Source organism: Rhizobium hidalgonense, assembly GCF_005862185.2.
Taxonomy (GTDB): Bacteria; Pseudomonadota; Alphaproteobacteria; order Rhizobiales; family Rhizobiaceae; genus Rhizobium; species Rhizobium hidalgonense.
Genome location: NZ_CP054029.1, coordinates 112,428 through 137,098, shown reverse-complemented (window position 1 = coordinate 137,098; position 24,671 = coordinate 112,428). Strand labels below are relative to the sequence as shown.

Here is a 24,671-nt window from a genome sequence, read left to right as displayed (position 1 = left end):
CCCGCCACATCTGCTCGGAAGGACTGCCGCGCGGCCATTTTCGGCCCGCACGGCAGTCGCCGGGAGAGTTATTTTGCCGACTCGATGACCTTGATCGCGTCTGCCTGCGTGTATTCCACATTGGCGACGCCGCCGGCCTGAGTATTGGCGAGGTTCGTTTCAAGATTGTCCTGGTCGATGCGCAGGAAAGGCACGACGAGATCCTTCTTCACCTCTTTGCCGTCGAGGATCTGCTGGGCGACCCAGAAGGCAAGAGTCGAGACGCCCGGTGCGATCGACACGGACATGGTCTCGTAACCCTTGCCGTCCTTCTGCTCCTTCCACCACTTCAACTCGTCTTCGCGGTTTCCCATGATGATGGTCGGCATCTTCCGGTCGGTCGCGGCGATCGCCTGTGCGGCGCCATAACCGTCACCGCCCTGCGTCACCACGCCGACGATGTCGGGCAGGCTGGGCAGGATGCCGGCAACGGCCTTCTGCGCCACGTCCTGCGCCCAGTCACCGTGAACCGAGCCGACAATCTTGAACTGCGGGAACTGCTTGACGCCGTCATGGATGCCGGCCGAGATCTCGTCATCGACGAAGACACCGGCAAGGCCGCGGATCTCGAGCAGGTTGCCGCCTTCCGGAAGTTTCTTCGACAGGTACTCGACCTCGCTGCGGCCCATTTCCTTGAAGTTGACAGCAATGCGCCAGGCGCAGGGTTCGGTCACGATGCCGTCGAATGAGACGACGGTGATGCCGGCGTCGCAGGCTTCCTTGACCGCGCCGTTCAGCGCCGTCGGCGAGGCGGCGTTCAGCACGATGGCGTCATAGCCCTGCAGGATCATGTTCTGGATCTGCGCCGCCTGTTCCGTCGCCTGGTTCTCGGCGGTGGTGAAAGGATCGGCTGCGGCAACGGTACCGGCCTTCACGGCTTCGCCGGTCACCTTGCCCCAACTCGTCAGCATGGCCTGGCGCCAGGAGTTTCCAGCATAGTTGTTGGAAAGAGCGATCTTTTTAGCCGACGTGTCGGCAAAGGCACAGACGGGCATGGCGGCGCAAGCAATAGCGGCCGATGCCAGAAGCATCTTACGGATTGTCATGTCTTCCTCCCTCATGATCGCGCCGGTCGGCGGATCGCTTCACTCTGCCGCCTCAAACGGCCTCGAATGAAAATTGTTCTTGCACTGAGCTTCCTCCTCTCAGTAAGGGCAGGATGCGGGAGATCGGCCGACCTGTACAGGGGCAAGGCGGCAAGTCGTTTGCGGGTTTTGCGCAACAAGCTGCGGGTTTACGCAAGACGGCGGCCCATTTGCGGGCGCTTACTGGGGAAACGATCACGGCGGGTTGAGGAGCCTGTCGTGACGGGGGAGGAACTGACAATGCTGCATCGTGCACCGGCAGCCCTGTTCGACCATTATCTCGGCATTTCCCGGCTGCTCGCGGGTCAGCTCGACTTCCGCTCGGCCATCCGCTCCGTCGCGGCCGAGGTTGCTCACATCATCCCGCACGACCATCTCGACGTTTGCGTGCTGCTCGAAGGCGGCAGCTATCACACGGCTTATGAGACCGGCATCGAGACCGCCTGGGGCGAGATTGCCGGCGCGCCTGTCGTCAACAGCCCGATCCGCTCGCTGCTGCGGGGCGAGGTGGACTTTCTGCTGACGGACGATGCCATGACCGATCCGCGTTTCCACTTCGAGGGCGCATTCAAGCGGCCGATCGTCGAACAGTCACTGAGAAGCCGCCTGCATGTGCCGATGAAGGTGCAGGGCACGATCATCGCGGCACTTTCCTGTTCGTCGCAGACGGCTGGCGTCTATACAATGGAGGATATCGAACGCGCCCGCATCATCGCCGACCTGCTGACGCCCTATTTCTTTGCGCTGCAGGCGGCCGAGCAGGCGCAACGCTCGGCCATCGTCGAGGCGGAGGCCCGCGCCCGCGAGGAGGGACTGCGGCAAGGCGCGCTGAAGCTGACCGAGGCACTGGAGCAGGAACGCCAACGCATCGGCATGGATCTGCACGACCAGACGCTCGCCGACCTGACGCGGCTCGCCCGCCGCATAGACCGGCTGTCGCGCAACGGCGAGGTGGCGCCCGAGGTGCTGGAGCCGGTCTCGCGTTCGCTGCAGCATTGCATGCAGGATCTGCGGCAGATCATCGAGCAGGCCAAACCTTCCGTGCTGCAGCTCTTCGGCCTTTCCCAGGCGATCGAGCATCATCTCGACCGATCGACCCGCGATAGCGGGTCGGCCATCGAATGGGGCCTCGTCGACGAGACGCACGGCGCGCTGGAGCGGCTGGAACCGACCGTCAGCGTCGCTCTGTTCCGGATCGCCCAGGAGGCGATCAACAATGCGGTGCGCCATGCCGCGCCGCTCGCTGTGACGGTGCGGCTCGAGGCCGACGACGAGCGGCTGTCGATCGAAATTTCCGACGATGGCAGCGGCCTCGCCAAGGCGCGGGGCCGGATCGGCGGCGGCATCGACAATATGAAGACCCGGGCGCGGCTGATCTCGGCGCGCTTTGCGACCGGGTCGGGCCACAACAATCGCGGAACCGTGGTGCGCGTCGTGCTGCCGCTTAGCCCGCACGACCCAGCGAACGAGCCGAACTGAGGAGAAGGGCGCAATGAAGGTTCTGATCGTCGAGGACGACCCTCTGCACCGCTCCTACCTGCACGAGGCGGTCAACGCGGCCCTGCCGGAATGCGACACGGTGATCGAGGCCGAGAACGGAACCGTCGGCGAGAAGCTCGCCCGCGACCACAAATCGGCGCATATCGTCATGGACCTGCAGATGGCGAACCGCAACGGCATCGAGGCGGCGCGCACCATCTGGAAGGAGCGGCCGGAGACCCGCATCCTGTTCTGGTCGAATTATTCCGACGAGGCCTATGTGCGCGGCGTCTCGCGCATCGTGCCGGATGGCGCAGCCTACGGCTACGTGCTGAAATCCGCTTCCGACGAGCGGCTGAAGCTTGCGCTGCGCTCGATCTTCATCGAGAGCCAGTGCGTCATCGACCGCGAGGTGCGCGGCCTGCAGCAGAAGAGCCTTGGCCAGACGAACGGCTTTACCGATTCCGAATACGAGATTCTCGTCGATATCGCGCTCGGCCTCACCGACCGGGCGATCGCCAAACGCCGGGGCCTGTCGCTGCGCAGCGTGCAGAACCGCTTGCAGCAGCTCTACGACAAGCTCGACGTCTACCAGAGCGCCGGCGACGACCACGAAGACGGTCGTTTCAATCTCCGCGCCCGCGCCATCACGGTCGCTTTCCTGCGCAAGCTGCTGAACTATAGCGCCCTGGAGCGGGCCGAGGCGGAGCTGCAGGAATGGCTTGACGGAAAGTAGATCCGCGGCTCCACGCGGATCATGCGATGGCTTTCAAGGGAGCCAGGCTGCATAGAAATAATCAGCAATTCAAACCGTTACAGCGTCGTTCTCACGTTCGAGTCAACCTCCGAAAAGCGGCATCATGAGCCAGGCAGCGGAATTGAACGCTTGGCCTCTGCTAAGGATGGGCCCAAAATGACGCGGTATCGTGCCTCGGCAAGATTGTATAGTCCGAAGGCTGCCAATCCAGCGGCAACGGCGATGTAGAGGAAGGCTCCCAACGGAAGCCGGCGGACCCATTCCAAGGCGTCGCCCATGCTGCCGGCCTGTTGCGGATTCACCCGGAAGCCTGCATAGGCAAAAAGCACGCCGGTGATGGCGAACACCACGCCGCGGGCGACGAGACCGTAAACGCATATCCATGTCACGATACCCTTGCTGTCCGGTATCTTGACGTAGCGCTCAAACTTCCGGCTGATGCCCTTTGCGACAGTCACGATGCCGCCGATGACAAAACCGGCGCCAACGGCGATCGCAAGGTAGGACCCGAACGGCTGCGACATGATCCATCCCGCCAAACCCTTCTCGCCGGAACCTTCGCTGCCTCCGCCGAAGAACAGGGCACGACCCAGTGCATATCCGGCAAGCCCGAGATAGGTGATGGCGCTGCCAAGGAGTGCTGCCCGGATCACCAATGCCTTTGCGTCTTTCCCGTAGCCATCGCTATCTGCCAGGGACTGGGCCAGCCTCAAGGCGACAAAGCCGAGAAGTCCGAGACCAATGATTCCGACCCAGACACGACCGAACGGCTGCGCAAGCAGCGTCGAAAGCGCCGATTTCGTTTCGGGCCGACCGCCAGCGACGCCGGAGAACAGCGCCAGCCCCGCTATCAGCAGAAAAACGACACCGCGCGCGGTGTAACCGCCTTTGGCGAGCAGATCAAATCGAAGGCCTTTGGTCATCAGCATTTCCTATGCGTCGCAGGTGCGCGGGATTAACGCGCCAGCCTGCCGAAAGTTTGCTGGGTGGATCTTCCTTTGATGACCGGGCAACGCGATGGCTCACCGTCACGAACGGCATAAGTTCCATAAGATAGATTACGCCACTTTGCAATTTAAAGTTGAATTAACCTTCTTCCAGAAATTGTACCTCCCGCACTTAGGAGGAGGTATTGCAGATGGCGTTGATCGCAGTGGCGGGCGGCATGCGCGCACCAGTCCGTTGTTTCTTATCGCACCTCAAACTCCGGATCGGGCGGAACTTGCATGGCGAGGGCGAGATGATTTGTCTGCGCGGCAAGACCGATGATCGTCAGGAGTTCGCCGTGTTGGGCATCGCTCATCCCTCGCACACGGGCGGCGGCGGTGTGAGATTGAACACAGTACTGGCAAGCATTGGCCGTTGACACTGCAATGTAGATCATCTCGCGCGTCAACGGATCGATCGTGCCCTCGACCATCATGACCGATTTGAGCGTTTCCCATACCCGCTTGAGATTTGCCGGATCGTTTGCAAGAGCGCGCCAGAAATTGTTGATGAAAGCGGTCTTGCGTGTCGCCCTGATGTCATCGAACACCGCTTGCACGGCTGGAATGGCTGCGGCCTGTTGATCCGATAGAAGTTTGACTGTTGCCATCGATTTTTCCTTTCCGGTGTGCCGATGCACGGCTTCAACCATGATCTTTTCTTCGCCGCGGTGAAATTGCCCGGCGATCAGACACTGCCGGCGGAAGATACGAAGAAACGACAATGGCCACCAGCCTTCCCCGTCTCGCGAGGAAATCGAAGGCTGGTGTTTCAGGAAAACAGTCAAAATTAGAAAATATTGTCTACTGATTTTATAGATTATACGGTTTCATTGCCCCGTCGATTTCAGCGATGAGGCTTAAACGCCCGGGAAATGCTTCTTCGGGCGCAAATGACCTGCCGACTTCTTTACATCAACAGGAGATTTCCATGAGCAATCCGGTCCTCGTCAATCAGATCATTCCCGAGTCCGATGTCGTGCCGCTGACCGGCCGCGTCGGCGCCGAAATCAGAGGGATCCGTCTTGGCGGGGATCTTTCGGACGCGCAAGTAGCCGCCATCAACCAGCTTCTCCTGAAACACAAGGTCATCTTCTTCCGCGATCAGGGACATCTTGAGGATTCTGAACAGGAAGCTTTCGCACGCCGCCTCGGCGATCTCGTGCCTCATCCAACCCAGGGACCGGTCGCTGGCACGGCTTCTATCCTCAACCTCGATTCCAGCCGCGGCGGCGGCCGGGCTGATCAGTGGCACACCGACGTCACCTTCGTCGATGCCTACCCCAAATTCTCGGTCCTTCGCGGCGTCGTCATTCCGGCGGCCGGCGGCGACACGATCTGGTCCAACACCCATGCTGCCTACGAAAGTCTGCCGGCGCCGCTCAAATTGCTGGCGGATAATTTATGGGCCATTCACAGCAATGCCTATGACTACGCGGCCGTACGCCCTCGCGCCACCGCCGAAGAGAAAAAGCACTTCGAAGAGGTTTTCACCTCGACAATCTACGAGACCGAGCATCCGGTCGTGCGTGTCCATCCGGAAACCGGCGAGAGATCGCTGCTGCTCGGCAATTTCGTGCAACGCCTAGTCGGGCTGTCGAAGGGCGACTCCGCCAAACTCTACGAGGTGTTCCAATCCTACGTCACCGCCCCCGAAAATACCGTGCGCTGGCGCTGGAAAGCCGGGGATGTCGCGATCTGGGACAATCGCGCGACCCAGCACTATGCCGTCAACGACTATGGCGACCAGCACCGGGTTGTGCGCCGCGCCACTGTCGACGGCGATGTCCCAGTCAGCATCGACGGCCGCCGCAGCATAACCCATGTCAAGGCGGCCAAGCCGAAAGCAAAGGCGGCGTGATCATACGCAGATAAGTATTGCCCGGCACATGAAGCGACCAAAGCTTCATGTGCCGGTTGACATCCTTGTAGCGCAGATAGCGGACGCAGCCGGGTCCGCCTTCCGCAAGAAGCCCGCGGGTTAAATGAGCCGCGCGTCTTACGAGAAGGAAAGCTTCTCGCTCGGCCGGGTCAGCGTTTCTGGGCGCAGCACCGCATCGAGGTGCTCCTTCTGCATCAGACCGCGTTCGAGAATGATTTCGTAGACGCCCCGTCCGGAATGATGCGCTTCAAGCGCGACCTCCGTGGCGTTGCGATAGCCGATATAGGGGTTTAATGCCGTCACGATGCCGATCGACTGCTCGACTGTCTGCCGCAACCGGTCACGGTTGGCGGTAATGCCTTGAATGCAATTGGCTTCGAGTGTCAGGCAGGCATTGGTCAGGTGGCTGAGACTGCGGTAGAGACTATAGAAGATCACCGGCTCGAAAGCGTTCAACTGAAGCTGGCCGGCCTCCGCTGCCATGGTGATTGTCACATCATTGCCGATCACTTCGAAAGCGACCTGGTTGACGACTTCCGGGATCACCGGGTTCACCTTGCCGGGCATGATCGAGGAGCCGGCCTGCCGCGCAGGCAGATTGATCTCGTTCAATCCGGCGCGCGGCCCCGAGGACAGAAGCCGCAGGTCGTTGCAGGTCTTGGACAGCTTGACCGCCACGCGCTTGAGGACGCCCGAAAGCTGTACGAAGGATCCACAATCCTGCGTCGCCTCCACCAGATCCGGTGAGGTCACCAGATCGACGCCGACGATATCCGACAGACGCTCGCGCACCAGCGCTGCATATTGAGGATGGGCGGTGATGCCGGTGCCGATGGCCGTTGCGCCAAGGTTGATCTCGCGGATCAGCGAGACCGCTTCGGAGAGGCGCGTTTCGTCCTCGGCGAGCATCAGCGCATAGGTTCCGAATTCCTGCCCCAGCGTCATCGGCACGGCGTCCTGCAACTGGGTGCGGCCCATCTTGAGGACGTCGGCAAATTCGATCGCCTTGGCCTCGAATGCCCGGCGCAGGATCGCCATGGCGTCGACGAGACGGTGAACGCCGATCCATGCGGCGAGCTTCAGCGCCGTCGGATAGACATCGTTGGTGGATTGCGAGAGATTGACGTGCTCGTTCGGATGCAGGTGCTGGTAATCGCCTCGGCCATATCCCATGATTTCCAGCGCCCTGTTTGCAATCACCTCGTTGGCGTTCATGTTGGTCGAGGTGCCGGCGCCGCCCTGAATGAGATCAACGACGAAGTGGTCGTGCAGCGCACCGTCACGGATCTCGACGCAGGCCGCAATGATGGCGTCGGCGCGTGCCCGATCCAGAAGCCCGAGGCTTGCATTGGCCTGAGCCGCCGCCTGCTTGATCGCGGCGAGCGACGCAATCAGGTCTGCCGATTCATGCAGGGTCTGACCGGTGATCGGGAAATTCTCGACCGCGCGCAGCGTATGAATACCGTAATAGGCCGTGGCCGGCACGTCGCGATCGCCGATCAGGTCATGCTCGACGCGGATTTTCGCAATATCAGAGATAGTCATGGCTGGACTTTCGAGAAGCGGCGCTGCGGACATGAACTGCGGCAGCAGGCCGGACAAGATGATGGGGAGACGCGGCAATATTGCCGCATCCAGAATGCGTCATCGGCTCAAAGCTGCAGGACGAGAACCGTCCGCGTCCGATTTCGATCCGCCAAGCATGAACGGAAAGGACACGCCGCCTGTCGCGACACCCATCGTGTTCACACGGCCGGGATGATGGAATGATGCAAGCGGCTTGCGGCGTTCCGGCGAACCGATACCGAGCTGCTCGAGGATTTCCGTCACGACAGCGTAGAGGATTTCGATGTTGCCATCCTCGATCTTGACCGAGATGCCGAGCGCCCCTTCCGCTCCCAATCGCCTGGTATCATTAGAGGCTTGCACACCGATTGCGTAGCTGGCGTCGGCGCCGAGCTTGCCGATCATGGCACCGTCGAATGCGCGCATGAGCACCGTGCAGTAGCGCCCCTCACCCGCAACCATTTCCGGGTAGCGCGCCATCGCCTGGAAGATGCGAGCCAGCGCCGCGTCTCGCGTCGACACGCCCTCGCGCGCCTCGCCCTGGTCCACCGCCGAAGCGAGCTTGGCATAGATGCGCGCCAGCCGATCCAATGGAAAGGCGGGCGTCGGGAGATTGCATCCGTCGACCCCCCATTCGACGTCCTGCATGTCCAAATCGCAGAGCTCGGCAACCGTCCGCTTCACCACCACCTGCATCGGGTGATCCGGAAGATGGTAGCCTTCCAGGCCCGCCCCGATCGCCCGGGATCCGGCCATCATTCCGACGTGCTTTCCCGAACAATTGCTGCAAACCGCCGTCGGCGTATAGTCCTGCCTGATCCAGGCGCGATTCACGGCTTCGGAGAGTGAAGGATGGCCGCCGCAACGAAGATCGGCCTCCTTGGCCCCAATCTTCGACAGCATGGTCCGCGTCCGCGCAATATGCCGCTCCTCGCTGCTGTGGGAAGCGCACATCAGTGCCAGGTCGGCATCATCGAACCCGTAAGGCTCGAACCCATTCGCCTCCAGGATGGCAAGCGCTTGGGCCGGCTTGGCGGCAGACCGGGCAAGCGTAAAGCGCGTCGGGTTTCCCAGCGCAAAAAGCAGCCTGCCTTTTGCATCGACGACCGCGACATGGACGCGGTGACGGTTCTCGACGATGCCGCCACGCTCGGTGACGACGAAATCCTCACTCGGTATCATTTCTCTCTCCATTCATGCGCCGCCCCGGCAGCCTTCGGCGCCGGGGCAAGCCTTGCTATCGCGCGGCTCAGGCCAGATCGAAACTGCCGCGATCGTCGCCCTGCTCGGCGGCAATCATGTGGATGCGCTCACGCATCAGCAGCCAGCCGACCACCAGCGCCGGAATGATCAGCAGCAGAGAGGCAACCGTGTAGGTACCGACCGGATAATCGAGGGCCATCAGGATCACGACGACCGCAAGGAAGCCCAGCGTCAGCACGCCGGTATAAGGCGCGCCGAACATCCGGAATTCGGGCCTTGCCAGCTTGCCTTGGCGCGACAGGTGCCACAGCTTGAGCTGGCACAGGATGATGACGCCCCATGCAGCGATGATGCCGAGCGCGGCAACATTCAAGCCGATCTCGAAAGCCGCTGCCGGAACGACAGCGTTCAGCACGACGCCAAAGGCGGTCACAACTGCCGTCACCGCAATGCCGCCATAGGGCACGCCGGATCTGTTCATCTTCGCCAGCGCGGCCGGCGCCGATCCCGAAATCGCCATGGAATGGAGGATGCGGCCGGTCGAATAGAGGCCCGCATTGAGCGACGACAGGACGGCGGTCAGCACGACGAGGTTCATGACGACGTCGGCACCCTGGATGCCGATCTTGCCGAAGAAGGTCACGAACGGGCTCTCGCCGCCCTTATAGGCGGTATAGGGCAGCAGCAGCGACAGCAGCAGAACCGAGCCGACATAAAAGACCACCAGACGCAGCACGACCGTCCGGATCGCCCGCGGCATGACCTTGCGCGCATTTTCGGTTTCGCCTGCGGCGGTGCCGATCAGCTCGATCGAGGCATAGGCGAAAACCACGCCCTGTATCACGACCAGCGCCGGCAAGATCCCGCTCGGAAACATGCCGCCGAAGTCGGTGATGGTATTTAGCCCCGGAACGTGACCGTCGATCGGCGTGCCGGTGACGACGAAGTAGATTCCGACGATGAGGAAGACGACCAAAGCGAGAACCTTGACGAGGCTGAACCAGAATTCCAATTCGCCGAAGACCTTCACCGACAGCAGGTTCATGGCGAGGACGAGGACTAGCGCCACCAGCGCAAATACCCACTGATCGATCATGGCAATCCAGGGGACATAAGCCTTGAAGAAATTCATGTAGAGAGCCACCGCGGTGACATCAGCGACCGCCGTCATCGCCCAGGTCAGCCAATAGAGCCAGCCGACCGCGAAGGCGAGCTTTTCGCCGTAAAATTCACGGGCATAGGAGACGAACGAACCCGAAGTCGGTCGATGCACGATGAGTTCACCGAGAGCCCTGAGAACGAGAAAAGCGAAAAAGCCGCACAAGGCATAGACCAGCACGAGTGCCGGACCGGCAGCGGCGAGCCGCCCACCTGCGCCCAGAAACAAGCCGGTGCCGATGGCTCCGCCGATGGCGATCATCTGGATCTGCCGTGGCTTCAACGCTTTTTTGTAACCGAGGTCCTCCTCGGCGAAAACCTGGCCATCGGCCTCGGTTCTGGTGGATTCCATCACTGTCATTTTCCTCCCTATCCATAGGTTCGGCAACCTCCCGGCCTCCCCTCCGCGCAGCTGACAACAAGATGTTCACCTGCTATGCAGTCTGACAGGTTTGGAAATAGATGCAAAAGCGGGCCTCGGTCAAGCGTCTTTCGTTCGACCTATGGAAGGGACTCGAGCAGTCGCCGATGCCTGGACACCGGGAGTGTTCGACAAGACTGTTGCGTGAAGCGCTTGCTAGCGCGGCTCGGCGCCGATGATGCGATTGACCGCCGCCTCGACCTTTTTGAGATGGATTTCCATCGCGGCCCGGGCTTCGAGCTCCGACCCGGTACGGATGGCCTCGACGATGGCGCGATGCTCTTCGTTCGACTCCCGACGCCGCGGCCCCAACACCGTCAGCAGCCCCGATTGCTGCGCCATCGCCTCGCGAACCTCATCGACGATGTCGCGGAAGACAGCATTCTGCGACGACGCCGCGATCAGCCCATGAAACTCCGAATCCAGCCGCACCCAGGCCTCGGTATTTTCCTCCTGCTCCATCTGCTCGCAAAGCCCGAGCAGCCGGGACAACTCGTCGTCATTTCGACGCAGCGCCGCCCAACCGGCGGCCGATACTTCGACATAGGGACGCGCCTCCATCAGATCACGCGCCGAATAATCGCCGTAACTGATATCTCCGTCGCCGGAAGCCGAAAGCACGTATGTACCGCTGCCCGTTCGTGTCTCCGTCAGCCCCAAAATCTGCAGCGAGCGCAGCGCTTCCCGCACGATCGGGCGGCTGACACCGTATTTTCCCGCCAGCTTCGCTTCTGACGGCAGCTTCGAACCGGCAGCAAACCGGCCGGAAAGGATGAGGCTGCGCAACTCCTCGAACACCAGTTCCGAGGCGCTTTTGCGACTGAGGACAGCGGTGTCGGACAGCCAGCTTTCTAGATCGTTCATCGCTTTGCATCCGATCGGCGGCGCGCCCGGCTTCCCGGACGTAAATTGGAAATCATTGCTTCGACGCGGTTCGTCTTTCATCGGTAATTCCGATGATGGACCGCTTGACCTCCAGCAGGTGCTCAGCCATGGCTGCACGCGCATCCTCCTCCCTGCCCGCGGCCACGGCCTGCAGAATTCGGCGATGCTCCGCATTGGACGCCTTGCGCCGTCCGCGAACATGCTCGACGAGTTCCGATTGCGTCGAAAGCGCGCCGCCAACATCACCGACGACTTTCCTGAAGATCGCATTGCCCGAGGCCTCGGCGATTTCTCCATGAAACGCCGCATCCATCCGCACCCATTTCTGGACATCCACTTCCGCGTCCATCCGGTCGCACAAGGATGTCAGCAGGGTCAACTGCTCGTGCGAGCGACGCAATGCCGCCCAGCCGGCAGCCGGTATTTCGATGCAGGGGCGCGCTTCCATGAGATCGCGGGCGGAATAGGCGCCGCCGCCGAGTTGGCGCGCGGGGCTTTCCGAAACGACGAAGGTGCCCCGGCCGGTCCGGGTCTGCGTGAACCCCAGTGTCTGCAGCGAGCGCAGCGCTTCACGCACGATAGCCCGGCTGATGCCGTAACGCTCGGCAAGCTGTACCTCCGAGGGAAGACGAATACCGAGAGCCAGTTTCCGATCGACAATGGCCGTGCGGATATCTTCGAAGACCGCTTCCGCAGCGTTTCTTCGGCTCATATCCTTCTTCTCCGACAGCCATGAATCCCTATCCCGCATCGAACGACGATGGGTGCAATCCCCAGAGCTGTCAAGCAACCGGACAGGCTCTTGGCGGAGCTTGCCGACCGCATGCAGCGCGCCTCGCGAGGCCTACCAGAGCTTCATATGACGGTTGACGTCCTTGTAGAGCAGATAGCGGAACCGGCCGGGCCCGCCGGCATAACAGGCCTGCGGGCAGAAGGCGCGCAGCCACATGAAATCGCCGGCCTCGACCTCGACCCAATCCTGGTTCAGGCGATAGACGGCCTTGCCTTCCAGCACATAGAGGCCGTGTTCCATGACATGGGTTTCCATGAAGGGGATCACCGCGCCCGGCTCCAGGGTCACGATATTGACGTGCATATCGTAGCGCACATCTGCCGGATCGATGAAGCGGGTCGTGCCCCAGCGGCCGTCGGTATCGGGCATGGAGCGGATCGGATGGTCGTCCTCATGGGTGACGATCGCCGGCGGCAACTCCAGCCCGTCGACCTCCTGAAAGGCCTTTCTCACCCAGTGGAAGACCGCGGCAGCCGAACCATCGTTTTTGAGGCGCCAGGCAGAACCCGCCGGAATATAGACGAAGGAACCGGCGCGCAGCGCGTGGCTGACGCCTTCGAGCTCCACCGTCATGCCGCCTTCGACGACGAAGAGGACCGCCTCGGCCCGCTTGTCGGGCTCCGGCCGATCGCTGCCGCCGCCCGGCTGAACTTCCATCACATATTGCGAGAAGGTTTCGGAGAAGCCGGAAAGCGGCCGCGAGAGAACCCATGCGCGTGTTCCCGTCCAATGCGGCAGGAAGCTCGTGACGATATCGCTCATGACGCCGCGGGGGATGACCGCGTAAGCCGTGGTGAAAACGGCTCTGCCGGAAAGCAACTGGGTCTGCGGCGGTAAACCGCCGAGCTTCGAAAAATACTCTGTCTTGTCCATTGATACGGCTTTCCAGGCAGGTGTCTCTGCATCTGCTTTATGCGCCGCCGGCCCGTTAGGCAACTGCCAATAGGCCAAGCCAGGCCTAGCGATCGGCCATCACCAGATGGCCCGGCCCGACCTCGCGATAGAAGGTGGCCGGAGGCTGATAGTCGACGGCACGCATCGGGCTCTTGATCTCGTCATTCACCACCATCCGCTTCTCGTGGCGGCGATCGGGATCGGGCACCGGCACGGCTGCGATGAGTTTCTTCGTATAGGGATGCTGCGGATTTTCGAACACGGCGGCGCGCGGGCCGATCTCGACGATTTCGCCGAGATACATCACCGCCACCCGGTGGCTGACGCGCTCGACCACCGCCATGTCGTGCGAGATGAACAGGAAGGCGAGGTTGAGGCTCTGCTGCAGATCGAGCATCAGGTTGATGACCTGCGCCTTGATCGACACATCGAGTGCCGACACGCTCTCATCGGCGACGATGACCTTCGGCTGCAAGGCGAGCGCCCGGGCGATGCAGATGCGCTGACGCTGGCCGCCGGAAAATTCATGCGGATAACGCGCCGCCATATCAGGAGACAGGCCGACCTTCACCAGCAAATCGGCGACCACGTCTTTTGCCTGTTTCGAACTGCCCATCCGATGTTCGAGAAAGGGCTCGGCGATCGCAGCACCGACGGTCATGCGCGGATTGAGGCTGGCAAAGGGATCTTGAAAAATCATCTGCACGGATTTGCGCATCTCGCGCAACTCCTGCCTGTCGAGGCCGAGCACCTCCCTGCCCTCGACGAGAACGGAGCCCGCCTGCGGCTCGATCAGACGCATGATAGCCCGCCCGGTCGTCGATTTGCCGCAGCCGGATTCACCGACGAGCGACAGCGTCTCGCCGGCATGAAGATCGAAGGAGACGTTTTCGACCGCGTGCACCCGGCTGGTGAGCCGGCCGAACAGGCCGGTATGAATGTCGAAACGCTTGGTGAGGTTCTTCACCTCGAGGACCGGCGTCGCTGCTACGGTATCGGCGGCCTCAGAGGGAATGTCCGATTCCCCTGTCGTGGTGTTGACCACAGGAAAACGCAGCGGCCTCTCCCGGCCCCGCATCGAGCCGAGCACCGGCACGGCCGACAGCAGCGCCCTTGTATAGGGATGTTTGCCGCGGTGGAAGATATCGGCTGTGGCGCCGCTTTCAACCTGTTCGCCGCGATACATCACGACTGTCCTGTCGGCGATCTCGGCAACGACACCCATGTCATGGGTGATGAAGAGAACGGAAGTCCCCTCCTCTTCCTGCAGCATTTTGATCAGATCGAGGATCTGGCCCTGGATCGTCACATCGAGCGCCGTCGTCGGCTCGTCGGCGATCAGCAGTTTCGGCCGGCTGGCGAGCGCCATGGCGATCATCACCCGCTGACGCATGCCGCCGGAGAAACGATGCGGGTATTCATCGAAGCGCGAGGCGGCAGACGGGATGCGGACCTTTTCCAAGAGCCGGATCGTCTCGGCCCGGGCATCGGCCCGGCTCATATCGGAATGGCAGAGCAGCGCTTCGGAAATCTGATCGCCGATGGTGAAGAGCGGATTGAGCGATGTCATCGGCTCCTGGAAGATCATCGCCACCTCATTGCCGCGCACCTGCCGCATGGCATGTTCCGGCAAGGCCAGGAGGTCGCGTCCGCCAAGAATGACCCGGCCCTCGACGCGGCTTGTGTCGGCCTGCAGCAGCCGCATGATCGAGAGCGAGGTGACACTCTTACCCGAGCCGGATTCGCCGACAATCGCCACCGTCTCACCAGGTGCGACAGTGAAGGAGACGTCGCGCACGACCGGTTTCCAGGCGCCGTCGACCAGAAAGGACGTCGTCAGCCCCTCGACGGAAAGAACCGTGCTGGCTGTCTCGATCGATCGTGCTTGAACGCTGCCCATATCGTCTCTCCTGCGGCTCAATCCGGCCAGCGCAACAGCCCGTCGAAACGATGCCGGCTGCGGTTTTCGATCGGCGTGGCAATGATCTCATTGGAGGCGCGCGCCTTGTCGAGTTCCTCAGCCAGGCGCTCGGCGACGATTGTCTCTTGGCCCGGATGCAGGTTGCACGGGTCGAGATAGAAATAGCGGTGCTCCACCTCGTGATCGCGCACGATGATCGGCGGGTTGCCCCTCGCGAGCGCATCGGCCAGATCCCAGGCGGTGATATGCGCCTCTTCGGGATCGACGATCAGGCGCAGCCGATCGAGCGGATTGTGGGTCGGATCGGGTTCGATCAGTGCGGTGACGCCGGGGCGGCCGTCAAGCGTGCGCTTCCACAAGTTGAGATAGCCGGTCTCGCGTTCCCGGATGCCGGCATGGTCGCGGCGCTCCCAGGCTTCGAGTGCCGCCATGACGCCGAAGATGCTCTCCTTGCCGACCTTCATGCCGCGGCCGATGCCCATATTCTGCAGGAAGGCATGGCGCACCAGCTCCTTCCTGCCGGCGACGATGCCCGAGGTCGGGCCGCCGAGGAATTTGTGGCCGGAATAAAGTGCGATATCGGCCCCCTGCTCCAGGAAAATCCTGAGATCATATTCCGAGGCCGCATCGACGATAACCGGCACGCCCCTGGCGTGAGCGATCTCGACGAATTCCTTCAGGTTCAACAGGCCATAATCGACGACATGATGGGAGACGACATAGACGGCGGCGGCCGTCTTGTCGGTGATCGCATGCTCCATGTGGAAGCGATGCGTCGAGGTTGCCTGTCCCACCAGCACGACCTTGCCGCCGGCAAGCCGGATCGCCTGATCGACCGGGGCGCCATAGCTCACCACATGGCCCATCTGCACCAAGACTTCGTTTTTCTCGAGCATGGCATCCGGCAGCTTTTCGATCGCCAGCAGATTGTCGCCTGAGATGGCGCCGGCGACGGCGAGCGAGATGCCGGCCGAGCAGGAGGCAGTGACGAAGCCAGCCTCGCCGCCGGTCAGCCGGGCGATGACGGCGCTGGCCTTGCGCTGCAGGTCGTTGATCTCGACAAAATGCGGCAGGATCGATGCCATCGCTTCGATCGCCTCGGGCACGACGATCGAGGCGCCGAGGCTGGTCATCGTGCCGGACACATTGATGACGGGGCGAAGGCCGAGCGAAGGTCTGATATCATTGGGCATGAAGGTCTCCAGAGGTCTGGGGCGAGGAACGGGTCACGGGTGGACGCTGCTCCAAATATGCAAGCTCTCGTCAGCCATTCAAGGCGACGATCGCCTCGATTTCGACGGTGATGTTGCCGGGCAACGAGCCGAAGCCGACGGCCGAGCGGGCATGTTCGCCGGCCGCGCCGAAAACCGCGATCAGCAGATCCGAGCAGCCGTTGATGACGCTCGGATGATCCTCGAACTCCGGCACGGCATTGACCATCCCAAGCAGCTTGACCACCCGCTTGACGCGGGAGAGATCGCCGAGCGCATCATGCATGACGGCGAGCAGGTTGATGCCGGTCAGCCGCGCATGCCGATAGGCCTCCTCGACACCGACGTCGGCTCCGACCTTGCCCGCATGCAGGAAGCCGTCGGCCTCGCGCGGCCCCTGGCCGGAGAGGTAGAGCATATTGCCCTCCACCACATGCGTCACGAAATTGGCGATCGGCGGCGGCGGCGGCGGAAGCTTGATACCGAGGGCAGCCAAGCGTTGGTAAGGCGAGCTCTCGACCTTGCTGGCGGCGGTTGGAAACTGATTCACGCAAACTCCTGTCATGCGAATTTTGGATTGGCGAATTTGGGAGCCGATTGAGAGGTCGGCGGATTAAAGGTCCTTGCGAAGTCTTGGATCGAGCATGTCTCTGAGGCCGTCACCGACCATCTGCAACGACAGCACCGAGAGAATGATGGCCACACCCGGAAACAGCGTCATCCAGTCGGCCTGGCCGATATATTGCCGGCCGGCGGCAATCATCGTTCCCCAGGTCGGAATCTCCGGGCTGACGCCGAGGCCGAGGAAAGACAGGCCGGCTTCGGCAAGCATGGCGCTGGCGAAGAGGAAGGTCGCCTGCACCAGGATCGGCGAGAGCAGATTGCGCAGCACGTGCCGCGTCATGATGTGGAAAGTGGAAATGCCGAGCGCCCTTGCCGCCTCGACATAAGGCAGCTCGCGAATAACCAGCGTCGACGCACGCACGATACGGGCAAGGCGCGGCGCATAGACGATCGACAGCGCGATGATGACGGTGGTCAAGGACGGGCCGAGGGCGGCGACCAAGGCGATCGCCAGCAGAATGTCCGGAAAGGCCATCATCGCATCGATCAGCCGGGCGATCGGCGTGTCGAGCTTCTGGAAAAAGCCGGCAAGCAGGCCGAGTGTAACGCCGATCACCGCCGACAGGCTGACGACCGCGGCGCCGACCAGCAGCGACAGCCGGCCGGCGAAGATCGTGCGCGAGAAAACATCACGGCCGAACTCGTCGGTGCCGAAAAAGAAGGTCTCGCTCGGCGGTTTCAGCCGGTTGACGATGGAAAGCTTGGAGGGCGAATAGGGTGCCACGACAGGCGCAAAGACCGCGAGCAGCACGAAGATCGTCAGGATCAGCAGGCCGACGGCCACCGTCTTTCGCTTCAGCAGGCGGCGGACGAATTTGCTGCTTTCGCTCTCGGCTGATTTGATTGCGATATCGGCCATCAGTAGCGCACCCTCGGATCGACCAGCAGATAGAGCATGTCGATCGCAAAATTGATCAGCACATAGAGCGCGGCGATGACGAGCAGCGCCCCCTGGATGACCGGATAATCGCGGCGCAGCACCGCCGAGACGACGAGGTTGCCGACGCCAGGCAGGCCGAAGACGGTCTCGGTGACGACGGCGCCTGAAATCAGCACCGCCGCCGTCAGCCCGAGCACCGTCAGGATCGGGATCAGCGCATTCTTCAGCGCGTGCTTGAGGATGACCTTGCGCTCGATCAGCCCCTTGGCGCGCGCCGTGCGGATATAATCGTCGCCGAGCACATCGAGCATCGAGGCGCGGGTGAAGCGCAGGATCAGCGCCGAAGAGACGATGCCGAGCGCAAAGGCCGGCAGCGTCAGATGATACATGCGCTCTGGGAAGGTCGAGCCGGGGCCGCCATAACCGGAGACCGGGAAGAGGTTGAACCGGACGGCGAAGATCTGCATCAGGATCAGGCCGAGCCAGAAGCTTGGAATGCTGGCGGCAAACATCGCCAGCGTCGTTGCCGCCTGGTCGACGAAGGAGCCGCGCCGATAGGCAGCATAGATGCCGATCGGCAAAGCGATGATGCTGGCGATGAGAAGCGAAAACAGCGTCAGGAAGAAGGTCGGCTCGGCGCGGTCGAGCAGAGCCGACGTCACCGGCATGTTGAGGAAGATCGACTGGCCGAGATCACCTTTCAGCAGTTGGCCGATATAATAGACATATTGCAGGCCGAGCGACTGATCGAGGCCGAGCCGGCTCCTGAGATCGGCAACATCCTGCGGCGTCGCATCTGGCCCGAGCATGACGGCCGCCGGATCACCCGGCGTCACGCGTACGATGACGAAGACGATCGTGACGACGAGAAACATCACGACGATCATGCCGAACAGGCGCTGGAGGATGTAACGGATCATCCCAACTTTGCTCCTGTACTTGGTCGATGTAGCATCGAGGCGGAATCCGCCGCCCCTCTTCCCTCATTCCTGTGCTCGTCACAGGAATCCAGCGCGTCCAAGTCCTTGGGCGCAAAAGACTCCGTGACCGGATAACGGTCAATCACGGCGCGGACGCGCCGTGGCTGGATTCCTGTGACATCCCTCGGGCGAAGCCCGAGGAAGGGAATGAGGGAGCAAGTGGAGGCCACCGACGTCACTCCATCACTTCTTGATCGAAGCGTTCCAGAAATACGGCCATGGGGCCGGATCGACGCCCTCGAGCTTGACCGACTTCGCCGAGACCGCATTGAAATCGCCGATCTTCATGAAGGGCGCGTCTGTATAAATCGCCTTCTGGACATCGGCCCAGAGCGCCACGCGCTTCTTCGGATCGACCTCGGAGGTGAAGGCATCGACGGCGGCCTTGCGGGCCGGCGTATCCCACCAGCCGGGCGAGCTGGTCGAGAGCGAGCCGATGAGGGCCGGCTCCGGCAGGAAGGGGCTGTGGGTGATGTAGATATCCCAGAGCTTCGGATCGGTGCGGCGCTGCGTCAGCGTCGCCCAGTCCACCACCTGCATATCGACGGTGAAGCCGGCAAGCTTCAGATATTCTGCGGCGACCTGCGCCATCTTGTAATGGAACTCATACTGGCGGCTGGTCAGGATGCGGATCGGCTCGCCATTATAACCGGCCTTCTTGGCGGCAGCGGCCGCGCCTTCCGGATCGGCGACATTATAGGCGCCTTCGACGCCGGCATCCGTCGACCAGGAGAAGGTCTTCGGATAGATGGCGCCATCGAGCGCATAAAAATCCTTGCTGCCGAAAGCTGCGGCCAGCATGTCTTCCATGCTCAGCGCCTGGCGGATCGCCTTGCGGATCTCGACATTTCCAGCGACGCCCTCCTTCGTGTTGAAGACGAAGACCGGATAACCGAAGGGCTTCAGCATGACCGGCTGCGAGGCCGTCGACGCTTTCAGCTTGTCGTAGGATTCCACCGCGATCGAATCGACATAGTCATACTGGCCGGAGACGGCGGCTTCGACGCGGGTATTCGCATCCGGCACCGGCACGAAGCGGATCTCGTCGAGATATTGATGACGGGCGCCGCCGTAGCCATTGCTGTCGCCCTCACGTGACTTGTAGCCATCGAAACGGACGAGCTGGATATACTGGTCGGCCTTGCGCTCCTTCAGCATGTAGGGACCGGTGCCGATGAACTCCTTCATCGGCTCGTCCTGTTTTTCGGCCGGAATGATGATTGCCGCCGAATTGTTGAAGGCAAGCAGCGACGTCAGCGGCGCATAGGGCTGCTTCAGCGTGATGGTGACGGTGGAAGCATCGCTAGCGGTGACCTTGTCGATGAAGCCGGCCACCTGCTTGCCGCGCGAGGCGATCTTCATCCAGCGGTTAAGCGAAGCGACGACATCTTCCGAGGTCATGTCGCTATTGTCGTGGAACTTGATGCCGGTCCGGAGCTTGATCGTATAGGTTTTGCCGTCGGCGCTGATCTCGGGCAGGCTTTCGGCCAGCAGCGGCGTGACGTTCCAGCTCTTGTCGAAAGTGTAAAGCGTTTCGAAAATATGCTGGGTGACGATGCCGACAAGATCGGCTGTCGACGACATCGGATCAAGCGTCGGCGGCTCGCCGATCGTTGCGACATTGATGACGCCGCCCTTTTCCTGGGCAAGCAGGGTCGAAGGCAGGACGACGAGCGCGGTGCCGAGCAGGAATGCGACCAGTGTTTTCATGTGAGGGCTCCCGTTTAGTTCCATTATTATGCAATTCATCTTTTTGTAACAGAATAAGAGATGAAGCGATGGTGTCAAGCGGAAGCCGCTGATTATATCGTGGGACGAGGATCAGGAGGGCGGGAAGCGCGCCCACTAGCCGTCTACGCCAGGGTTGTGCACTATGCCCCGGCGGGGAATCGGCAACCCCGCAGCTTTGATGGTGGGAGGGTTGAATGAACATCGATTTCAACGACGGAAAATGGCTGAACGAACCGGCCAGCTGGCGCGCAGACGAAACCGGCCTCACCCTGACGACCGACGAGAAAACCGATTTCTGGCGCGAAACCCACTACGGCTTCACCCGCGACAACGGCCACTTCCTCGCCTTTCCCACGACCGACAGCTTTACCGCCCAGATCCGCGTCCAGGGCGAATTCCGCACCCTCTACGACCAGGCCGGCCTGATGGTGCGCCTCGACGAGAAACGCTGGGTAAAAACCGGCGTCGAATTCACCGACGGCGAACCCTTCCTCAGCACCGTCGTCACCGGCGGCAGATCCGACTGGTCGGTGTCACAGCCCTTCAAGGAACTCGAAGATTTCCATATCCGCGTCACTGTCGCAAACGGTGCCCTGCGCATCCAGGCTTCACGCGACGGCCGCCATTGGCCGCTGCTGCGGCTAGCGCCTTTCCCGGCGGCTGACAGGTATGAGGTCGGGCCGGCTGCGTGCACGCCGGAGCGCAGCGGGTTGAGGGTGCGGTTTTCGGAGTTTTCGATTGGGGCAGCGATTACCACCGATTTGCATGATTTGAGCTAGCGTTTCCGGAACAGTATCAGCATCAAGAGTTGGAATACTTGAGAAACGCCCAGGTATCTGCTTCTAGATTCATCTCATGCGCCAGCGCCTGAATGTTTGTCAGCTCCTCCGAAGCCAACACGACATCATACTCGTACAACTGTGTGCATAGATTTTCCAATGCGACCACACACTCATTGTGCTCGGCAAGCGATATGTATTCTTGAATATCTTCCCCGGCCAAGCGCCCGTTAAAGTTGTTGATCAATTCGATTAACCGCTTCTCAATTTCCATCCATCCGCACCTCAACGAATTTCACTTAACCTTCACCCGACGGGTTCCAGACGCTCGGCGGATTAGACAGCAGGCGATGCACGCTGTCAGAGACTTCGCTCTTCAAAGTGATCTGACATTTTTTCGAGATAATCCCGACATTTATTTAAATCCGGGTAGTAGTCTGCGGTAAATCTTACTTCGCCCCGGTTACTGACTACCAAAGCACACTTTCGAAGACTAGCTTCTGGCGGTATCTGGATACGGAGATCCCTGAAGAACATCCAAGCCCGACGAACATTCAGACATTCGTCAAGAATTGGGCTCTCCCCATTTGCCAGAAAGTCCTGCCAATGTTCGCGACCGGCCTCCTCGGCAAGCTCTCTGATTTCCTCAAAGCTCAGCACAGTTTCCCCTATGGTTGATGTCCCGCTACATTAGCTCCCCGGGCGACTTAGCCTCCACCTTTATTGGCCAGCGCCTTCAATGGGCCCGTAACGATACCTATTGAACGGCGCTACCCGGAGCAAAAAGAACTGGGTATGCCGCTTGGGGCCATGATTAAATTATCTATCCTCGTCGGTTTTTTGCACCGTAGGGCAACCAATATCCGCGGAGTAGACGCGGAAGATAAGCTTCACCGATTGGCACGCCTGAGCACACTCATTGTGCTCCGCCCGAGATATTTATTCGTCAGGTAGCCGCTCGCCGAATCACTGATCAATGTAATTAGTCGCTTCTCGATTTCTATCCCTCCACACCTCAAGAGTGTGGGTAACGAAGCGCCGGCCGAGAAAAAGAAGTTCCTGGGACTGCCAATCAGCTAATCTGCATCGACCACGGTCATTCTTCAACGCCGAAAGGGGCGACTTCGGCGCACACAGGCATGAGCCTTTACAGGTCGGGGTCGTCCTTGCAATCTCCAGTCATCACACAATTGGAGCCGATTGATGTTTTGTGTGGCAACCGGCTGAGGATTTCACATGTCCACATGTGTTGAGCGAAATCGGAATCCACGTCCGCGCTATCAATCATGAGCTGCGCGGACGTGCAATTCGAGGCGAGCGCTGCCGCGCTGGCGCGACACACGGACACTGGAAAACAACGACATTCACCGGCGCTCTGCGTCTGACCGGTATGACCGCGCCGTTTGTCTACGACGGAGCAATGAACGGCAGCGTCTTCCTGGCCTATATCGAGCAAGTGTTGCTGCCGACGCTTCAGCCTGGGGATATCGTCGTCATGGACAATTTGCCCGCACACAAAGCAGCCGGGGTGCGCGATGCCATCGAGCGCGTTGGTGCAAGGCTTATGTTCCTGCTGCCCTAGAGCCCCGACTTCAACCCCATTGAGAACGCATGCTCAAAGTTGAAGGCCATGTTGCGGGCTCGGGCAGAACGAAAGATCGATGCTCTGTGGGACGCAGTTGGCGTGCTGATGCCGCGCTTCACGCAGACAGAATGCGCAAACTACTTCAAGGCTGCAGGATATGACCCGGATTAAACACGATCTGCTCTAGATGCGTCAGCCCCTTCGCAGATAACTCGTCTTCTCCAAAATCTATTTCCGGAAATGACTTTTATAGCAGCTGTACATGAGGCTCCCCATTGAGCGCCGAGTAGAGAGGAAATTGCCTGGCTCTCCCGATCGAAGCGAACCATGAAAACTCATATGCCAATGTTGATAACTGGCTTTCTTTGCAACCTAAATGACCTGGCATTTTTCCAGGTAGTCACTTTGTGCTCGTCGCATCGGACATAATTATTCTCCCAAAAATCGCCTCCTCAAGAACTGTTGGTAAGATTCGGGAGCAGCAGCGATAATAGGCAGCACCTCATTGCCCATTGCGAACATCCTGTCGAGGAGAGCCTCAACAAAATAATACATAAAATCTTCATGCTGCATAATAAATTCTTTGTTCTCTTTCAAAAATATCAATACTTCCTGCGAAGATTTATTCATTGGTATCTCCCTCGCAATATATTCGCATGCTACAATATAATATCCTTCGGAAATCACCATTTGAATTCCACCCAATTCTTCTAGACAGGAATCCAACTCATTATTCGAAAGAAAACCAAGTGATATCAATTTCTCCGCAAGACTAGTGAAGAATTCAGCGTCCGAGAGCATCATCGAGATCCCTTACGAGTTCTTTAGCAAAGTCGACATCTCGCTTCGTGTACGGATACGATCCCGGCGGTTGATTGTCTGCGTTGCGAATGAAGTTCATCAGCACTCTTCTGGTCTGGATAGCTTTTGGCGTGTGTCCTCTAGGCGACAATGACACGCCCGTTGCCTTTTCATAGCGGACGGCGTCTGCCAAACCGCCGTTGCCGACTCTGGCTCCAGGCTTCAAACCGCAGGAATGTGCAAACTACTTCGCAGCTGCCGGATACGACCCCGATTAAAATGGACGTGCTCTAGCCTTCTTTTAGACATCGGTGGTCGGTGTGAACCGTTCACAACAGAAATGGACTCATGACAACGAGGAGCGCTTCGCTACAATTAAGCGATCGAGTTGATGCAATGATATCCCGGGGCACCCTGCAAGTTTCCACGCATGAAAGTATTCAGGATAGGGTGATATTACCCTTCCATCGACCGTCACCGGATCCTTCCTGCTCCCATACTCGATCAAGAACTGAAGGTGTTGAAGCGCCATTCCACGAAGTCTCTGTGAATATCTATCAAGGCGCTCGAAGGCAGCAAGGTCAGCGAATTCGCTTTCGCCAATCAGCATTTTTACGATATCAGCCGCGAAACCTTCGTCAACAAGCCATCGCGTTGCCCGACGAGACCATTACCCTGATGGAAGGCTCCTTGGCTGACGCAGACGGGCCGGTCGGTTTCAACGCAATGAAAGCCGATGCGGGCCGGGCGACTTTGGACAATATCCTGGAGGTCACCGAGCGTCTGGCGTTCATCCGGAAAAATTCTACCCCAAGGTTAAATAGATTTTTTAACGAAGATGCTTTTCCGCTTCCAAGAATATTTCCCGAAATATCTCCTGATACGCCAGAACGTTAGGGGTATCCTTCTCATGAAGAAACACGGTTTTTACATGCATATTTCCGTTAATTGGATGAATAGGTTCTTCTGCCTTTAAAGCTTCTCTTGCGCTATCAAGCCAGCGCCCATTTG

General features: G+C 60.1%; 22 protein-coding genes and 1 pseudogene. 6 read left to right on the top strand and 17 right to left on the bottom strand.

The window, feature by feature from the left end; genetic code table 11:
• Positions 1-68 precede the first annotated feature (68 nt).
• Positions 69-1,085 (bottom strand): ABC transporter substrate-binding protein, encoded by a 1,017-nt coding sequence (locus tag FFM81_RS29475; RefSeq protein WP_025418881.1) that lies wholly within the window; start codon positions 1,083-1,085, stop codon positions 69-71.
• A gap of 279 nt (positions 1,086-1,364) precedes the next feature.
• Between FFM81_RS29475 and FFM81_RS29470 the strand changes: the two genes are divergently transcribed.
• Together FFM81_RS29470 and FFM81_RS29465 are read left to right on the top strand one after the other, a co-directional pair.
• The gene (locus FFM81_RS29470; RefSeq protein ID WP_025418882.1) at positions 1,365-2,603 is read left to right on the top strand and encodes a GAF domain-containing sensor histidine kinase; all 1,239 of its coding nucleotides are present in this window, start codon (positions 1,365-1,367) and stop codon (positions 2,601-2,603) included.
• Between the two features lie 13 nt (positions 2,604-2,616).
• A complete protein-coding gene (locus FFM81_RS29465) occupies positions 2,617-3,339 on the top strand; it encodes a response regulator transcription factor (protein ID WP_003563869.1) in 723 nt (240 codons plus the stop codon).
• Between the two features lie 122 nt (positions 3,340-3,461).
• Here FFM81_RS29465 and FFM81_RS29460 read toward each other — a convergent pair whose 3' ends face one another.
• Entirely contained in the window at positions 3,462-4,283 is an 822-nt protein-coding gene (locus tag FFM81_RS29460; RefSeq protein ID WP_138385936.1) for a DUF1206 domain-containing protein, read from the bottom strand.
• 266 nt (positions 4,284-4,549) lie between these two features.
• Entirely contained in the window at positions 4,550-4,957 is a 408-nt protein-coding gene (locus FFM81_RS29455; RefSeq protein ID WP_003563880.1) for a carboxymuconolactone decarboxylase family protein, read from the bottom strand.
• A 320-nt stretch (positions 4,958-5,277) separates the two neighbouring features.
• Between FFM81_RS29455 and FFM81_RS29450 the strand changes: the two genes are divergently transcribed.
• A complete protein-coding gene (locus FFM81_RS29450; protein ID WP_025418884.1) occupies positions 5,278-6,207 on the top strand; it encodes a TauD/TfdA dioxygenase family protein in 930 nt (309 codons plus the stop codon).
• A gap of 138 nt (positions 6,208-6,345) precedes the next feature.
• Here FFM81_RS29450 and aspA read toward each other — a convergent pair whose 3' ends face one another.
• The 12 genes from aspA to FFM81_RS29390 all read right to left on the bottom strand — a co-directional run bounded on the left by aspA (position 6,346) and on the right by FFM81_RS29390 (position 20,474).
• A complete protein-coding gene (aspA, locus tag FFM81_RS29445) occupies positions 6,346-7,773 on the bottom strand; it encodes an aspartate ammonia-lyase (protein WP_025418885.1) in 1,428 nt (475 codons plus the stop codon).
• A 99-nt stretch (positions 7,774-7,872) separates the two neighbouring features.
• Positions 7,873-8,976 (bottom strand): asparaginase, encoded by a 1,104-nt coding sequence (locus FFM81_RS29440; RefSeq protein WP_138385935.1) that lies wholly within the window; start codon positions 8,974-8,976, stop codon positions 7,873-7,875.
• Between the two features lie 67 nt (positions 8,977-9,043).
• Positions 9,044-10,516 carry an amino acid permease gene (locus FFM81_RS29435; protein WP_138385934.1) on the bottom strand — a complete coding sequence of 491 codons (1,473 nt, stop codon included), beginning with the start codon at positions 10,514-10,516 and terminating at the stop codon, positions 9,044-9,046.
• A 216-nt stretch (positions 10,517-10,732) separates the two neighbouring features.
• Entirely contained in the window at positions 10,733-11,440 is a 708-nt protein-coding gene (locus tag FFM81_RS29430) for a FadR/GntR family transcriptional regulator (protein ID WP_138385933.1), read from the bottom strand.
• Between the two features lie 52 nt (positions 11,441-11,492).
• On the bottom strand, positions 11,493-12,212 hold the full coding sequence (locus tag FFM81_RS29425; RefSeq protein WP_138385976.1) for a FadR/GntR family transcriptional regulator: 720 nt from the start codon (positions 12,210-12,212) through the stop codon (positions 11,493-11,495).
• Positions 12,213-12,305: 93 nt separating this feature from the next.
• Positions 12,306-13,127: a bifunctional allantoicase/(S)-ureidoglycine aminohydrolase gene (locus FFM81_RS29420; RefSeq protein ID WP_003563890.1), complete on the bottom strand. Its 822-nt coding sequence runs from the start codon at positions 13,125-13,127 to the stop codon at positions 12,306-12,308.
• A gap of 85 nt (positions 13,128-13,212) precedes the next feature.
• A complete protein-coding gene (locus FFM81_RS29415; RefSeq protein ID WP_138385932.1) occupies positions 13,213-15,048 on the bottom strand; it encodes an ABC transporter ATP-binding protein in 1,836 nt (611 codons plus the stop codon).
• Positions 15,049-15,065: 17 nt separating this feature from the next.
• A complete protein-coding gene (locus FFM81_RS29410; RefSeq protein ID WP_025418892.1) occupies positions 15,066-16,262 on the bottom strand; it encodes an aminotransferase class V-fold PLP-dependent enzyme in 1,197 nt (398 codons plus the stop codon).
• A gap of 70 nt (positions 16,263-16,332) precedes the next feature.
• Positions 16,333-16,845: a RidA family protein gene (locus FFM81_RS29405; protein WP_097536743.1), complete on the bottom strand. Its 513-nt coding sequence runs from the start codon at positions 16,843-16,845 to the stop codon at positions 16,333-16,335.
• A 48-nt stretch (positions 16,846-16,893) separates the two neighbouring features.
• A complete protein-coding gene (locus FFM81_RS29400; RefSeq protein ID WP_138385930.1) occupies positions 16,894-17,763 on the bottom strand; it encodes an ABC transporter permease in 870 nt (289 codons plus the stop codon).
• Entirely contained in the window at positions 17,763-18,704 is a 942-nt protein-coding gene (locus FFM81_RS29395) for an ABC transporter permease (protein WP_173883888.1), read from the bottom strand. Before FFM81_RS29395 ends, FFM81_RS29400 begins: the two co-directional genes overlap by 1 nt.
• Positions 18,705-18,947: 243 nt before the next feature.
• Complete coding sequence (locus tag FFM81_RS29390; protein WP_138385929.1) at positions 18,948-20,474, bottom strand: ABC transporter substrate-binding protein; 1,527 nt, start codon at positions 20,472-20,474, stop codon at positions 18,948-18,950.
• A 215-nt stretch (positions 20,475-20,689) separates the two neighbouring features.
• On the opposite strand from FFM81_RS29390, the gene FFM81_RS29385 reads away from it, so the two are divergent.
• On the top strand, positions 20,690-21,274 hold the full coding sequence (locus FFM81_RS29385) for a DUF1349 domain-containing protein (RefSeq protein ID WP_138385928.1): 585 nt from the start codon (positions 20,690-20,692) through the stop codon (positions 21,272-21,274).
• Between the two features lie 22 nt (positions 21,275-21,296).
• Here FFM81_RS29385 and FFM81_RS29380 read toward each other — a convergent pair whose 3' ends face one another.
• Positions 21,297-21,548: a MafI family immunity protein gene (locus FFM81_RS29380; RefSeq protein WP_128398710.1), complete on the bottom strand. Its 252-nt coding sequence runs from the start codon at positions 21,546-21,548 to the stop codon at positions 21,297-21,299.
• A 1,017-nt stretch (positions 21,549-22,565) separates the two neighbouring features.
• On the opposite strand from FFM81_RS29380, the pseudogene FFM81_RS29375 reads away from it, so the two are divergent.
• Positions 22,566-23,030, top strand: a pseudogene (locus FFM81_RS29375) (IS630 family transposase); the annotation flags it as partial.
• A gap of 258 nt (positions 23,031-23,288) precedes the next feature.
• On the opposite strand, the gene FFM81_RS29370 reads toward FFM81_RS29375, so the two are convergent.
• Positions 23,289-23,663, bottom strand: coding sequence for a hypothetical protein (locus FFM81_RS29370; protein ID WP_138385926.1), 375 nt, complete (start codon positions 23,661-23,663; stop codon positions 23,289-23,291).
• Positions 23,664-24,206: 543 nt separating this feature from the next.
• Between FFM81_RS29370 and FFM81_RS29365 the strand changes: the two genes are divergently transcribed.
• Positions 24,207-24,557: a hypothetical protein gene (locus tag FFM81_RS29365; RefSeq protein ID WP_128398709.1), complete on the top strand. Its 351-nt coding sequence runs from the start codon at positions 24,207-24,209 to the stop codon at positions 24,555-24,557.
• Positions 24,558-24,671 lie beyond the last annotated feature (114 nt).